At 69.9% G+C, this 13,296-nt stretch carries 11 protein-coding genes; 2 read left to right on the forward strand and 9 right to left on the reverse strand.

Annotation, left to right across the window (positions count from 1 at the left end; translation table 11 throughout):
• Positions 1-21: 21 nt before the first annotated feature.
• The 6 genes from folE to dacB all read right to left on the reverse strand — a co-directional run bounded on the left by folE (position 22) and on the right by dacB (position 7,661).
• On the reverse strand, positions 22-627 hold the full coding sequence (gene folE, locus ACKTSN_RS20885) for a GTP cyclohydrolase I FolE (protein ID WP_224735564.1): 606 nt from the start codon (positions 625-627) through the stop codon (positions 22-24).
• A 140-nt stretch (positions 628-767) separates the two neighbouring features.
• The gene (gene ftsH / locus ACKTSN_RS20890) at positions 768-2,807 is read right to left on the reverse strand and encodes an ATP-dependent zinc metalloprotease FtsH (protein ID WP_409470503.1); all 2,040 of its coding nucleotides are present in this window, start codon (positions 2,805-2,807) and stop codon (positions 768-770) included.
• 185 nt (positions 2,808-2,992) lie between these two features.
• Entirely contained in the window at positions 2,993-3,553 is a 561-nt protein-coding gene (hpt, locus tag ACKTSN_RS20895; protein WP_094057060.1) for a hypoxanthine phosphoribosyltransferase, read from the reverse strand.
• A 62-nt stretch (positions 3,554-3,615) separates the two neighbouring features.
• Positions 3,616-4,641, reverse strand: coding sequence for a tRNA lysidine(34) synthetase TilS (gene tilS / locus ACKTSN_RS20900; protein WP_409470504.1), 1,026 nt, complete (start codon positions 4,639-4,641; stop codon positions 3,616-3,618).
• 192 nt (positions 4,642-4,833) lie between these two features.
• Positions 4,834-5,967 carry a zinc-dependent metalloprotease gene (locus tag ACKTSN_RS20905; RefSeq protein WP_409470505.1) on the reverse strand — a complete coding sequence of 378 codons (1,134 nt, stop codon included), beginning with the start codon at positions 5,965-5,967 and terminating at the stop codon, positions 4,834-4,836.
• A gap of 98 nt (positions 5,968-6,065) precedes the next feature.
• A complete protein-coding gene (gene dacB, locus ACKTSN_RS20910) occupies positions 6,066-7,661 on the reverse strand; it encodes a D-alanyl-D-alanine carboxypeptidase/D-alanyl-D-alanine endopeptidase (protein WP_409470506.1) in 1,596 nt (531 codons plus the stop codon).
• A gap of 79 nt (positions 7,662-7,740) precedes the next feature.
• Here dacB and ACKTSN_RS20915 point away from each other — a divergent pair, with 79 nt between their 5' ends.
• Entirely contained in the window at positions 7,741-8,232 is a 492-nt protein-coding gene (locus ACKTSN_RS20915) for an inorganic diphosphatase (RefSeq protein ID WP_053756473.1), read from the forward strand.
• A gap of 123 nt (positions 8,233-8,355) precedes the next feature.
• Positions 8,356-10,023: a threonine/serine ThrE exporter family protein gene (locus tag ACKTSN_RS20920; protein ID WP_409474882.1), complete on the forward strand. Its 1,668-nt coding sequence runs from the start codon at positions 8,356-8,358 to the stop codon at positions 10,021-10,023.
• A 12-nt stretch (positions 10,024-10,035) separates the two neighbouring features.
• Here ACKTSN_RS20920 and ACKTSN_RS20925 read toward each other — a convergent pair whose 3' ends face one another.
• The 3 genes from ACKTSN_RS20925 to ACKTSN_RS20935 form a co-directional block, all read right to left on the reverse strand.
• Entirely contained in the window at positions 10,036-10,986 is a 951-nt protein-coding gene (locus ACKTSN_RS20925) for a DedA family protein (RefSeq protein WP_409470507.1), read from the reverse strand.
• Positions 10,987-11,169: 183 nt separating this feature from the next.
• On the reverse strand, positions 11,170-11,931 hold the full coding sequence (locus tag ACKTSN_RS20930) for a MerR family transcriptional regulator (protein WP_409470508.1): 762 nt from the start codon (positions 11,929-11,931) through the stop codon (positions 11,170-11,172).
• Between the two features lie 100 nt (positions 11,932-12,031).
• Entirely contained in the window at positions 12,032-13,243 is a 1,212-nt protein-coding gene (locus ACKTSN_RS20935; RefSeq protein WP_409470509.1) for an exo-alpha-sialidase, read from the reverse strand.
• Between the last annotated feature and the right edge of the window lie 53 nt (positions 13,244-13,296).

Consider the following 13,296-nt stretch of genomic DNA (forward strand, 5'->3'; position numbering starts at 1 on the left):
CCCGCACGGCGTGCGGAACCGTCAGCGGGCCATGATGAGGCTCATGGCCTCGTTCCGCGTCGCGGCGTCCCGCAGCTGACCCCGCACCGCGGACGTGATGGTCATCGCGCCGGGCTTGCGGATGCCCCGCATCGACATGCACATGTGCTCGCACTCCACGACGACGATCACCCCGCGCGGCTCCAGGATCTCCATCAGGGAGTCCGCGATCTGCGTGGTCAGTCGTTCCTGCACCTGCGGCCGACGGGCGTAGACGTCCACGAGACGAGCCAGCTTGGACAGTCCGGTGATCTTGCCACTGGTGGCCGGAATGTATCCGACGTGGGCGACGCCCCGGAACGGCACCAGATGGTGCTCACAGGTCGAGTACACCTCGATGTCCTTCACGAGGACCATCTCGTCGTGCCCGATGTCGAACGTCGTCGTCAGCACGTCCTCGGGCTTCTGCCACAGCCCCGCGAATATCTCCTTGTACGCCCGCGCCACCCGCCCAGGGGTCTCCCTGAGCCCCTCACGGTCCGGGTCCTCGCCGACCGCGATCAGGAGTTCGCGTATGGCGTTCTCGGCGCGCTTCTCGTCGAACTCGCCGATGATGCCCTCGCCGTCCAGCGTCACGGGGTCGGTCATGTGGTGCCTCGTTCCTGTGCTGTCACGTGTGGGGACACGCGTCCTCTCTGCGGGCATACGACGATGCCGCGCCCCCAGGCTAGAACCTGGGGAACGCGGCATCCATTCCGGGCCTGTGGGACCGCCGGGGCGGTCCGGGCTCAGACTTCGGGGCGGTCCTCCGAGGCGGCCGGCTCGGCCGCCGGGGCGGGCTCCGCCGCCGTGGTCTTCGCGGTGATCGCCGCCGTCGCTCCGTTGGCGCCGTTCGTCAGTGCGAGCTCCTTCGGGGAGAGCACCGGCGGACGGGTGGAGGGCGTCCGGCGGGAGGAACCGGTCCACGCGGGGCGCGGCGGCCGCTTGACGATCGGGGCGAAGATCTCGGCGATCTCCTCCTTGCCCAGGGTCTCCTTCTCGAGGAGGGCCAGGACGAGGTTGTCGAGGACGTCGCGGTTCTCGACCAGGATCTCCCAAGCCTCGTTGTGCGCGGTCTCGATGAGCTTCTTGACCTCTTCGTCGACCAGCGCGGCGACCTCTTCCGAGTAGTCGCGCTGGTGAGCCATCTCACGCCCGAGGAACGGCTCGCTGTTGTCGCCGCCGAACTTGATCGCGCCCAGACGCTCGGTCATGCCGTACTGCGTGACCATCGCGCGGGCCAGGTTGGTGGCCTTCTCGATGTCGTTCGAAGCACCGGTGGTCGGGTCGTGGAAGACCAGTTCCTCGGCCGCGCGGCCGCCCAGCATGTAGGCCAGCTGGTCGAGCATCTCGTTGCGCGTGGTCGAGTACTTGTCCTCGTCGGGCAGCACCATCGTGTAGCCGAGGGCGCGGCCGCGGGACAGGATCGTGATCTTGTGGACCGGGTCGGAGTTCGGGGAGGCCGCCGCGACCAGGGCGTGACCGCCCTCGTGGTACGCGGTGATCTTCTTCTCCTTGTCCGACATGATCCGGGTCCGCTTCTGCGGGCCCGCCACGACGCGGTCGATGGCCTCGTCGAGCATCTTGTTGTCGACCAGCTTCTGGTCGCTGCGGGCCGTCAGCAGCGCGGCCTCGTTCAGCACGTTCGCCAGGTCGGCACCGGTCATGCCGGGGGTGCGCCGGGCGACGGCCGACAGGTCGACGTCGGGTGCGACCGGCTTGCCCTTCTGGTGGACCTTGAGGATCTCCAGGCGGCCCTGCATGTCCGGACGGTCGACCGCGATCTGCCGGTCGAAGCGGCCGGGGCGCAGCAGCGCCGGGTCGAGGATGTCGGGCCGGTTGGTGGCGGCGATCAGGATGACGCCGCCCTTCACGTCGAAGCCGTCCATCTCGACGAGCAACTGGTTCAGGGTCTGCTCGCGCTCGTCGTGACCGCCGCCGAGGCCGGCGCCGCGGTGGCGGCCGACCGCGTCGATCTCGTCGACGAAGACGATCGCGGGGGCGTTCGCCTTGGCCTGCTCGAACAGGTCACGGACCCGGGAGGCACCGACGCCGACGAACATCTCGACGAAGTCGGAACCGGAGATCGAGTAGAAGGGGACGCCGGCCTCGCCCGCGACGGCGCGCGCGAGCAGCGTCTTGCCGGTGCCGGGCGGGCCGTAGAGGAGCACGCCCTTGGGGATCTTGGCGCCGACGGCCTGGAACTTGGCCGGCTCCTGCAGGAACTCCTTGATCTCCTGGAGTTCCTCGACGGCCTCGTCAGCACCCGCGACGTCCGAGAATGTCGTCTTCGGAGTGTCCTTGGTGATGAGCTTGGCCTTGGACTTCCCGAAGTTCATCACTCGGGAGCCGCCGCCCTGCATCTGGTTCATCAGGAACAGGAAGACGACCACGATGAGGACGAAGGGGAGCAGGGAGAGCAGAATCCCGACCAACGGGTTCTGCTTGGACGGCGAGACCGTGTAGCCGTCCGGGATCTGCTTCTGCTGGTACTTGTTCTGCAGCGTGTTGGCGATGTCCACGCCCTGGTCGCCGATGTAGCTCGCCTGGATCTTCGAGCTGCCCTCGACCTTTTCGCCGTCCTTGAGCGTGACCTTGATGGTCTGCTCGTCGCCGGTGGTCAGCTTGGCCGCTTCGACCCTGTTGTTGTTGATCGCCTGGACGACCTGGCCGGTGTCCACCGTCTTGTAGCCGCCGGACGAGCCGACGACCTGCATCAACACGACCACGGCAAGGACGGCCAGCACGATCCACATGACCGGCCCACGGAAGTATCGCTTCACGTCCATCCATACGGAGCGGTGCCGCCCCGTCCCTCCTGCCACAGTGAGTTTGATAAGACAGTTCTTCTGACGGTACCCCAGCATTGTTGCGCGAAGCCGCACAGGACGGCTGGCGTTCCCGTCTGCATGCTCCAACGGCGCGAGGCCCGCCGGGGTTCCCGATCATCCTGCGGGGCTTTGGCCCGAGTGGCTCAGCCGCCGTAGACGTGGGGCGCGAGCGTACCGACGAACGGGAGGTTGCGGTACTTCTCGGCGTAGTCGAGGCCGTAGCCCACGACGAACTCGTTGGGGATGTCGAAGCCGACCCACTCCACGTCGATGGCGACCTTGGCGGCCTCGGGCTTGCGCAGCAGCGTGCACACCTTCAGGGAGGCGGGCTCGCGGGAGCCGAGGTTGGACAGCAGCCAGGACAGGGTCAGGCCGGAGTCGATGATGTCCTCGACGATGAGGACGTGCTTGCCCTTGATGTCGGTGTCGAGGTCCTTGAGGATCCGCACCACACCGGAGGACTGGGTGCCCGCGCCGTAGGAGGAGACAGCCATCCAGTCCATGGTGACGGGGGTGGACAGTGCCCGGGCGAGATCGGCCATCACCATCACCGCGCCCTTGAGGACGCCGACGATCAACAGGTCCTTGCCCGCGTACTCCGCGTCGATCTTCGCGGCCAGCTCGGCCAGCTTCGCGTCGATCTCTTCCTTGGTGATGAGCACCTGCTGAAGGTCGGCACCCATGTCTTTCGCGTCCACCCGCATCACTTTCGGTCGTCCCACCGGCTGCCCGATCCCTCGCCCGAGCCGTCGGAGGGGGTCCGGATTCAGCCTTGCCGAATCACCAGTCTGCCACCCTGCCGCTGGGCGATGACTTTGCCCGGGAGATTGATGGCTCCCTGACCGCGCCAACCGGTGATCAGCCGGTCGACTTCCTCGATGTGGCGGGCGAACAGCGAACCGGCCGGGGCACCGGCCTCGATGGCCGCCCGGCGCAGGATCCGGCGGCGTACGGCGGGCGGGAGGACGTAGAGCTTGTCGCACTCCAGACGGCCGGCGGCGTCCCGGACGGAGGCCTCGACCTGGCCGGCCCAGGCGTCGAGGGCGTCGGCGTCGTCGCGGGAGAGCTGGGCCGTACGGGCGAGAGCCTCCACGACGCCCTTGCCGAGCGCCTTCTCCAGGGCGGGCAGGCCCTCGTGGCGCAGCCGCGACCGGGTGTACGCCGGGTCCGCGTTGTGGGGGTCGTCCCAGACGGGGAGGGACTGGACCATGCAGGCCTTGCGGGCGGTCTGCCGGTCGAGCTGGAGGAAGGGGCGGCGGTAACGGCCGCCGGCCCCCGAGACCGCGGCCATTCCGGACAGGGAGCGGATGCCGGAGCCGCGGGCGAGGCCGAGCAGGACGGTTTCGGCCTGGTCGTCGCGGGTGTGGCCGAGCAGGACGGCAGCGGCGTCGAGGCGCACGGCAGCGGCGTCGAGGGCGGCGTAGCGGGCGTCGCGGGCCGCGGCTTCCGGGCCGCCCTCACGGCCGACGGTGACGGTGGCGGACTCGACGGGGTCCAGGCCGAGTTCGCGCAGGCGCAGGACGACTTCCTCGGCGCGCATGCCGGAGCCGGGCTGCAGGCCGTGGTCGACGGTGATGCCGCCCGCGCGGATGCCGAGTTTGGGTGCCTCGAACGCGAGGGCGGAGGCGAGCGCCATGGAGTCGGCGCCGCCGGAGCAGGCCACGAGCACGAGCGGCGACGACGGACGCTCGTGTGCGGTCTGGTCGGTGGTGGGGGTGTGTTCGCTGAGGATGTCGTGGAGTACGCGGCGGACCGCCAGGCGTATCGCCGCGACCGCAGGATGGGGACCCATGTCCGGTTCCCTTCATGAAGTTGTCGGGGGTTGAGCCCGAGTTCGGTCACTCAGAGTGTGTAGATGGTGACAGAACCGGGCCGTTCCCCGAGCATTGCACGCCTACCCATGCCTCACGGTCCCTCGGACGGGTGATTGGAGGGGCGTTTGCCTGCCGTCGGCTGGCTCCGGCTCACGACCTCTGCCCAGGTTTCACGCCTCGCTCCGGCGGTGCACCCGTGCGATCCAGTCCGCCGGTTTGGCGATCTCCGACTTGGTGGGCAGGGTGTTCGGGGAGGTCCACACGCGGTTGAAGCCGTCCGTGCCGACCTCGTCGACGACGGCCCGTACGAAGCGTTCGCCGTCCCGGTACTGCCTGAGTTTGGCGTCCAGACCGAGCAGCTTGCGCAGGGCGAGGTCCAGCCGGGATGCGCCCTTGGCGCGGCGCTGCTGGAACTTCTCCCGGATCTCCGCGACGCTCCCCACGACCTCTGGACCGACCCCGTCCATCACGAAGTCGGCGTGGCCCTCCAGGAGGGACATCACCGCGGTGAGACGGCCGAGGATCTCCCGCTGTGCCGGCGTCTGCACGAGGTCGACCAGCGACCGGCCGCCGTCGTCCTCCTCGCCCTCGGGACGGCCCCCGACGAGGGACTGGGCGGCCTCCCGGATGCGTTCCAGGACGGTCATGGGGTCGACGTCGGTCTCCTCCAGGAACGACTGGATTTCGCCCTCCAGGTGATCGCGAAGCCAGGGCACCGTGGAGAACTGCGTGCGGTGGGTCTCCTCGTGCAGGCACACCCACAGGCGGAAGTCGTGGGGCTCCACGTCGAGTTCGCGCTCCACGTGCACGATGTTCGGGGCGACGAGCAGCAGCCGCCCGCCGCCGCTCTCGCCGGCCGGGAGCTCGCGGGTGGCGGGCGCGAAGGTCTCGTACTGGCCGAGGACGCGGGAGGCCAGGAAGGACAGCAGCATGCCGAGTTCGACGCCGGTGACCTTGCCGCCGACGGCGCCGAGGACCGCGCCGCCCGGGCTGCTGCCACGGCGCTCCTGCATCTTGTCGAGGAGCGGCCTGAGGATCTCCCGGAACCCGGCGACGTTCGCCCGCACCCAGCCGGGGCGGTCGACGACGAGGACCGGGGTGTCATGAGTCTCCTCGGTACCCATCCGGGTGAAGCCCCGGACGTGTTCCTCCGAGGCCTTGGCGTGCCGACGGAGTTCCGCGACGACGGCCCGGGCCTCGTCACGGCTCACCTCGGGGCCCGGCCGTACGAGCCGGGTCGCGGTCGCCACCGCGAGATTCCAGTCGACCATCCCAGCAGATGCGGCACCACCGATGCTCGTCATGCATCAACGGTACGTGAGCGCTCCCCCTTGGGGCAGGCCGTGGGGGCCGGCAGCGGCTGAGGCTCGTTCCGGCGCTGTGGTGCACGGCCGTACAGGGCTCAGCGGCAGCCGCATGCCGCCAGGGCCGTCGCAGCGCGGTCCAGGGCCGTCTGGGCCGCCGTCGGGTCCGTGGTGCCGGTGGCCAGGAAGGCGAAGGCGAGCAGGCGGCCGTCCTGGTTCACGACCGTTCCGGCGAGGGCGTTCACGCCCGTGAGGGTGCCGGTCTTGGCGCGGACGATGCCGGCCGCGCCGTCGCCGTAACGGTCGGACAGTGTGCCGGTGAAGCCGGCGACCGGGAGGCCCGTGAGGGTGGGGCGCAGCGCGGGGCGGGCGGGATCCGCCGCCTTCAGCAACAGGGCGGTGATCAGGTCCACGGTCAGCCTGTTGTCGCGGTTCAGACCGCTGCCGTCCCTGAGGACGGCGCCCTTCAGCGGCAGGCCGAGCTTGTTCAGCTGGGCCTGCATCGCCCGGCCCGCTCCAGCGAAGTCGGCGCGCTCGCCGGTCGCGACGGCGGTGTGGCGGGCGAGGGCCTCGGCGATGTCGTTGTCGCTGTTGGTCAGCATCCGCTCGACCAGCGCCGAGAGCGGGGGTGAGGAGACCGTGGCGAGGGCGTCGGCCCGGTCCGTCGCCTTGGACGGGCCCGGGGATGTCGTCCTGATGCCGTGGTCCCGCAGGAAGTCCGCGAACGTCCGGGTCGCCTCCGCCGCCGGGTCCGTCACCCGGGGTGCCGGGCCGCTCGTCGAGCCGTCCGTGCGGGCCTCGTCGGCCATCAGGGCGGTGACGGGGGCGAGGTTGTCGTTGACGCCGATGGGGTGACGTTCGAGTCCGGCGTAGAGGGTGGTGTCGTACGAGAGGGTCATCTGGCGTACGTCGCGCTGCTTCAGGGCGGCGGCCGTCTTCCGGGCGAGCGTACGCAGGTCGGCCAGGCCCCGGCTGCCCTTGCGGGCGGTGAGCGTGGGGTCGCCGCCGCCGACCAGGATGAGTTCCTCGGTGTCGGGTTCGTAGACGGTGCGGGTGGTGAGGCGGTGGTCGGGGCCCAGGGCGGAGAGGGCGGCGACAGCGGTGGCGATCTTCGTGGTGGAGGCGGGGGTGAGCGCGTCGTGGGTGCCGGTGCCGTACAGGTGCTTGCCCGTGGTCACGTCGACGACCGCGGCCGCGCGGCGGGCGCCGAGCGCGGGGTCGTTCAGGAGGGGGTTCAGGACGCCGGTCAGGGCCTGGCCGGTGGGGGCCGACTTGATCGTGTTCGCGGCGCCGCCCAGGCCGGTCAGGACGGAGGCCGCGCTGGGGGCGGGCTGGGGCGCGCCCCCCGCCGCGTCTGATGTACCCGAACGGCTGCCGTGATCTGCGCCACCCCCGCCCTCCTGGGCGGCGGCCCACTCCCGCTCGGCCGTACGCTGGCCTGAGGAGTCCCAGGGCCCCACGGCGGTCACCACGACGGCGGCCAGTGCCAGGCCGACGGTGGCGGCGCCCGTCGTGTACTGCCAGGTCTTTGCCGTCGCGACCCGTGTGACCTGCGGTTTCGCGGCACGTGCCAGCCGCGTGACCCGCGGACCGGTCACGGCCGTGACCCGCGCGAGGCGGGGGCGTACGACGTTCGCGACCCGCGCCAGACGCGGTTTCGCGGCTCGCCAAGGCCTCAGCTCAGGCACGACCACCAGCCCCTTTCGCGATCACACAGCTGCGTGAGGGACACTTAACCACCAGAACTGTGTGCTGATCATGGAGGAGCCACCGGTGGAGTTCGACGTCACGATCGAGATTCCGAAGGGTTCGCGGAACAAGTACGAGGTGGACCACGAGACCGGTCGTATCCGCCTGGACCGCCGCCTGTTCACTTCGACCAGCTACCCGGCCGACTACGGCTTCGTCGAGAACACCCTCGGCGAGGACGGCGACCCGCTGGACGCGCTGGTCATCCTGGACGAGCCGACCTTCCCCGGCTGCCTCATCCAGTGCCGTGCGATCGGCATGTTCCGCATGACGGACGAGGCCGGCGGCGACGACAAGCTGCTGTGCGTGCCCGCCCACGACCCGCGCGTGGAGCACCTGCGGGACATCCACCACGTGTCCGAGTTCGACCGCCTGGAGATCCAGCACTTCTTCGAGGTCTACAAGGACCTGGAGCCCGGCAAGTCCGTCGAGGGCGCCAACTGGGTGGGCCGGACCGAGGCCGAGGCCGAGATCGAGCGGTCGTACAAGCGGTTCAAGGAGCAGGGCGGTCACTGAGCCTCGTATCCCCGTAACGGGCCGCACGCGCACGTGTGCGGCCCGTCCGTGTGTCCGTGCGCATACTGAGGCCTGTTGGGTGTCGTACGCCTGCTGGATGTCGTACAGGGAGCACTGCTTCAAGTGACGTACGCGGAGGACCGCAAGCCGCAGTCGGACGAGGCGCGGACGACGTTCGATCCCGAGGTCACCTCGGAGTTCGCCATCCCCGAGGGCCTGGACGTGCCGACGCAGGGGGCCGAGTCGGAGACCTCGTCCGAGTTCGCCGTACCCGAGGGGCTGGACGTCCCGTCGCCGGCCGACGCCGAGCCGGAGGGGTCGGCGTTCAGTCCGCCGAGCACCTACAGCGCCCGCGGTGCGCCGGCCGCGTTCACCCCGGCGACCGGTGTGCCCGTGGTCCGGCTGACCAAGGACGTGCCCTGGCAGGACCGGATGCGCACGATGCTGCGGCTGCCGGTGGCCGAGCGGCCCGCGCCTGAGCCGGGGCCGAAGGCGGAGGAGGGCGGTCCGGCCGTTCCGCGTGTGCTCGACCTGACGCTGCGTATCGGCGAGCTGCTGCTCGCGGGCGGTGAGGGCGCCGAGGACGTGGAGGCGGCGATGTTCGCGGTCTGCCGCTCCTACGGCCTGGACCGCTGCGAGCCCAACGTCACCTTCACCCTGCTGTCGATCTCGTACCAGCCGTCCCTCGTCGACGATCCGGTGACGGCGTCGCGGACGGTACGCCGCCGGGGCACCGACTACACCCGGCTGGCGGCCGTGTACCAGCTCGTGGACGACCTGAGCGACCCGGCGAGCCACATCTCCCTGGAGGAGGCCTACCGGCGCCTCGCGGAGATCCGACGCAACCGGCACCCCTACCCCACCTGGGCACTGACCGCGGCGAGCGGGCTGCTCGCGGGTGCGGCCTCGGTGCTCGTCGGCGGTGACGCGATCGTGTTCTTCGCGGCCGCGCTCGGCGCGATGCTCGGCGACCGGCTGGCGTGGCTGTGCGCGGGGCGCGGACTGCCGGAGTTCTACCAGTTCGTGGTCGCCGCGATGCCGCCGGCCGCGATGGGGGTCGCGCTCACGCTGGCACACGTCGATGTGAAGGCGTCCGCGGTCATCACCGGTGGGCTGTTCGCGCTGCTGCCCGGGCGGGCGCTGGTGGCGGGCGTGCAGGACGGCCTGACCGGCTTCTACATCACCGCGGCGGCACGGCTGCTGGAGGTCATGTACCTCTTCGTCGGCATCGTCGTCGGCGTGCTGGTGATGCTGTACTTCGGCGTCCAGCTGGGCGCCCAGCTCACCCCCGACGCGGCGATAAACATCGCCGAGCGGCCGGTCGTGCAGATCACCGCGTCGATGCTGCTGTCGCTGACGTTCGCCGTGCTGCTCCAGCAGGAGCGGGCCACCGTGCTCGCCGTGACCCTCAACGGGGGTGTCGCGTGGTCGGTGTACGGCGCGATGCACTACGCCGGTGACCTGTCGCCGGTCGCCTCCACGGCGGTGGCGGCGGGGTTGGTGGGGCTGTTCGGGCAGCTGCTGTCCCGGTATCGGTTCGCGTCCGCGCTGCCGTACACCACGGCGGCGATCGGGCCGCTGCTGCCCGGTTCCGCGACGTACTTCGGTCTGCTGTCGATCGCGCAGAACGAGGTCGACGAGGGGCTGGGGTCGCTCACCAAGGCCGCGGCGCTTGCGATGGCCATCGCCATCGGGGTGAACCTCGGGTCGGAGATCTCGCGGTTGTTCCTCCGCCTGCCGGGCGGCTCCGCCGAGGGGCGGAAGGCCGCCAAGCGGACACGGGGTTTCTAGCGGCGGGCTCTGTCAGCTCTGCCTGTAGGGGTCGTACGGGTACTGCTGCCGGCCCTGCTGGTAGCCCTGCTGTGAACCGTACGGCTGCTGCTGGTAGCCCTGCGGGTACTGCTGGGCGTACGGCTGCGGGGTCTGGCCGTATCCGTACTGCTGCTGGTCCTGTCCCTGCTGCGGGTAGCCCTGGTCGCCATAGGCCTGGTCCCCGTAGGGCTGGTTGTCGTAGCTCTGGTCGCCGTAGGGCTGGTCCTGGTAGTTCGGCTCCACGCGGCGCAGCTGGGTCGTCGCGTCGTCCATCAGGGGCTGCTGCTGGACCGGAGGCTGCGGCTGCTGGGGCGGGTTCTTCTTGTTCTTCGAGCGTGCGCGCCAGAACTCGATGATGATCGGGAGCACGGAGACGAAGACGATCAGGATGAGGATCGCTTCGATGTTGCTCTTGACGAAGTCGATGTTGCCCAGCCAGGCGCCGAGCAGTGTGACACCCGCGCCCCACAGGATGCCGCCGACGATGTTGAAGATGAGGAACGAGCGGTACCGCATGCCGCTGACACCGGCGATGATCGGCGTGAACGTCCGCACGATGGGCACGAAGCGGGCCAGGACGAGGGACTTCGGGCCGTACTTCTCGAAGAACTCGTGCGCCTTGGTGACGTTCTCCTGCTTGAAGAGCCGGGAGTCCGGGCGGGTGAAGAGCGACGGGCCGACCTTCTTGCCGAACATGTAGCCCGCCTGGTCGCCGAGGATCGCGGCGATGCAGATCAGGACGATCGCGGCCCACAGCGGAAAGTCCAACCGATTCGACGTGATCAGCAGACCCGCCGTGAACAGCAGCGAGTCACCCGGCAGGAAGAAGCCGATGAGCAGGCCCGACTCGGCGAAGACGATGAGGAGCAGGCCCCAGATCCCGAAGTTGTCCAGCAGATAGTTCGGATCCAGCCAGCTCGGTCCGAGGGCAAGCGTCGTCACGGTTCCGGGCTCCTGTGGGGTGAGGGGGAAGTACTGCGTTCGGTTCGGCCGGACAAAGCTATCAACGCAAGATGTGCACCCCAGGTTCCACCGGTGTCTGGCGGATCCACTGTGCGCCCGCTGGGACGAGGCTGTGGGTCGGCGGTGGTCCTGGCCCGGGAGCAGGGCTCCCGGGCCAGGGTCTTACGAGGCGTGCCGGGCCGCGTTCGCGGTGATCGCGTCCCGCAGGTGCTCGGCGAGGCCAGGGCGCATGGAGTCGTAGAACGCCCTGAAGCGCTCGTCGGAGACGTACATCTCGCCGAGACACTGGTGGAGTTCGTACGGGCACTCGTAGAACCACCTGCAGATGTGCTGCCGGTGTTCCTCGGCCATGGCCATGGCCTGCTCGCCCGTCGGCGCCTCGCCGGCGGCCATCAGGGCGTCGTAGCGCTCGCTCCAGTCGGCCACCTCGGCCTGCATGCGCTTCCAGTCCTCCTTGGTGTAGCTCGCGGTCCGGCGCTGGGACTCGGCGTAGGCCTCGGTGTTGCCCCAGCGCGCTTCCACCTCGTCGGCGTACTGCTCGGGGTCCTTGTCCCCGAACACCTCGAACTTCTCCTCGGGCGTGAGGTTGATGCCCACCTTGCGTGCCTCCATGGCGTGCTCCACGGCCGCCGCCATCTTCTGCAGTCTCTCGATCCGGGCGGTCAGCAGCTCGTACTGGCGGCGCAGATGCGCGCGCGGGTCCGCGTCCGGGTCGTCGAGCAGGGCGGCGACCTCGTCGAGCGGGAAGCCGAGCTCGCGGTAGAACAGGATCTGCTGCAGCCGGTCGAGGTCGGCGTCGTTGTAACGCCGGTGGCCCGCGTGGCTGCGCTCGCTCGGTACGAGCAGGCCGATGTCGTCGTAGTGGTGCAGGGTGCGCACCGTGACTCCGGCGTACCCGGCGACCTGTCCCACGGAGTAGCTCACTTCCGCTCCCTTCTCGGTACGCCCTCCACGGTCCGCCCTCACGTCACGTGAGGTGCAAGTCGTTTGTGCCGGGCGGGTTCGGCACGCCGAGGATCGGTGCTCAATCCTCGCCGAGATTGAAGATGTGCCAGGTGCGGCCGTCGGCCGATATCCGGCAGGTGCCGTTGCCGTAGCTGTCGGTCCACAGCCAGCCGATCGGGGTCCTGCGGACCGAACCCGCCGGGCCGTGCGTCGGGCTGTCGGATCGAAACGTACGGGCCTGATCGATGCTGCGCCACACGCCGGTCTCGCCGTACACGACGAGGCTGTTGTCGTCGGCCACCAGCAGGTCGCCGAGGAGGGAGAGCGGCTCGACTCCCTCCCGGTAGCGCCATATCCGGGTCCAGGTGGTGCCACCGTCGGTGCTGACGTGGAGGGTCCTCAGGCCGTTCTTCACCTCCTCGTGGCTGGGGAGCTGGCCCGGCTGGACCGCGTACAGCGCGCTCCGGCCCGCGACCACCTTCAGGGGCCACGCCTGCTCGGCGACGCCGGTCATGTGTGTCGGGCGCCAAGTACGACCGCGGTCCTCGCTGAGGACCAGGGTCGGCAGGCCGGAGTCGGGGTCCAGGCCCGTTGCGAACAGGGCGTTCCCGGCGATGTCGCCGGCCGGTGCCAAGGTTCCCTCGAGCGGCGGCTGATGCGTCAGGATCCGGTGCTCTCCGGTGTCCGGCATGACGACGAGCAGTCTGTTGCGGGCGCATTCGTTGCCGTCGGCCGCCAGTGCCACGCATTCGGTGACGAGAGAGGCGCTCTCGGGCACGGTCGGTGTGGTGCCCGTCGGCTTCGCCGTGCCGTGCTCCCAGGTGCGGCCGTTGTCGCGGGTGAACCAGGTGCGGCTGGGCACGCCGGTCCACTCGGAGCTGTCGGTGATCAGGGCGCGGCCCGGGCCGAGCACGGTGAGACCGGCGGTGAGGCCCCGGTCGCCCGTGACGTCCGGCAGCGGGGACTCGGCCAGGCGCCACAACCCGGCGTTCGCCTCGAGCACGGCGACGTACTGACGGCAGCGGTCCTCGCCGCAGTCCGCGCGGAGGGTGAAACCGCTGCCGTCCGCGGCGAAGGCGACGTCGTAAGACGCACCCGGCAGGTCGGTGGCCGACGGTATGTTCGGGGGCGCGGTGAAGGAGGACTCCGACGACGCGGGCACGTGCGTGTTCTTCTTCGCGGGTGCCCCCGCCGACTCCTCGTCCACGCTCTCCGTGCCGGCACTGCACGCTGCCAGGAGGCAGACGAGCAGGGCTCCCACAAGGAGCAGCCGCCATCGACGTACATCCATGGATCCTCCGATCCGCGGTGACCGGTATCTGCTTCTGGTACACCGCGGACCGG

It is taken from the genome of Streptomyces flavusporus, from assembly GCF_046267975.1.
Taxonomy (GTDB): domain Bacteria; phylum Actinomycetota; class Actinomycetes; order Streptomycetales; family Streptomycetaceae; genus Streptomyces; species Streptomyces flavusporus.

What these genes read in the sequence shown, in the direction of transcription:
- hpt (WP_094057060.1), bottom strand. Translation starts at nt 3,553, where the DNA reads ATGCGGGTGGACGCGAAAGACATGGGTGCCGACCTTCAGCAGGTGCTC.
- folE (WP_224735564.1), bottom strand. Translation starts at nt 627, where the DNA reads ATGACCGACCCCGTGACGCTGGACGGCGAGGGCATCATCGGCGAGTTC.
- ACKTSN_RS20935 (WP_409470509.1), bottom strand. Translation starts at nt 13,243, where the DNA reads ATGGATGTACGTCGATGGCGGCTGCTCCTTGTGGGAGCCCTGCTCGTC.
- tilS (WP_409470504.1), bottom strand. Translation starts at nt 4,641, where the DNA reads ATGGGTCCCCATCCTGCGGTCGCGGCGATACGCCTGGCGGTCCGCCGC.
- ftsH (WP_409470503.1), bottom strand. Translation starts at nt 2,807, where the DNA reads ATGGACGTGAAGCGATACTTCCGTGGGCCGGTCATGTGGATCGTGCTG.
- ACKTSN_RS20905 (WP_409470505.1), bottom strand. Translation starts at nt 5,967, where the DNA reads ATGACGAGCATCGGTGGTGCCGCATCTGCTGGGATGGTCGACTGGAAT.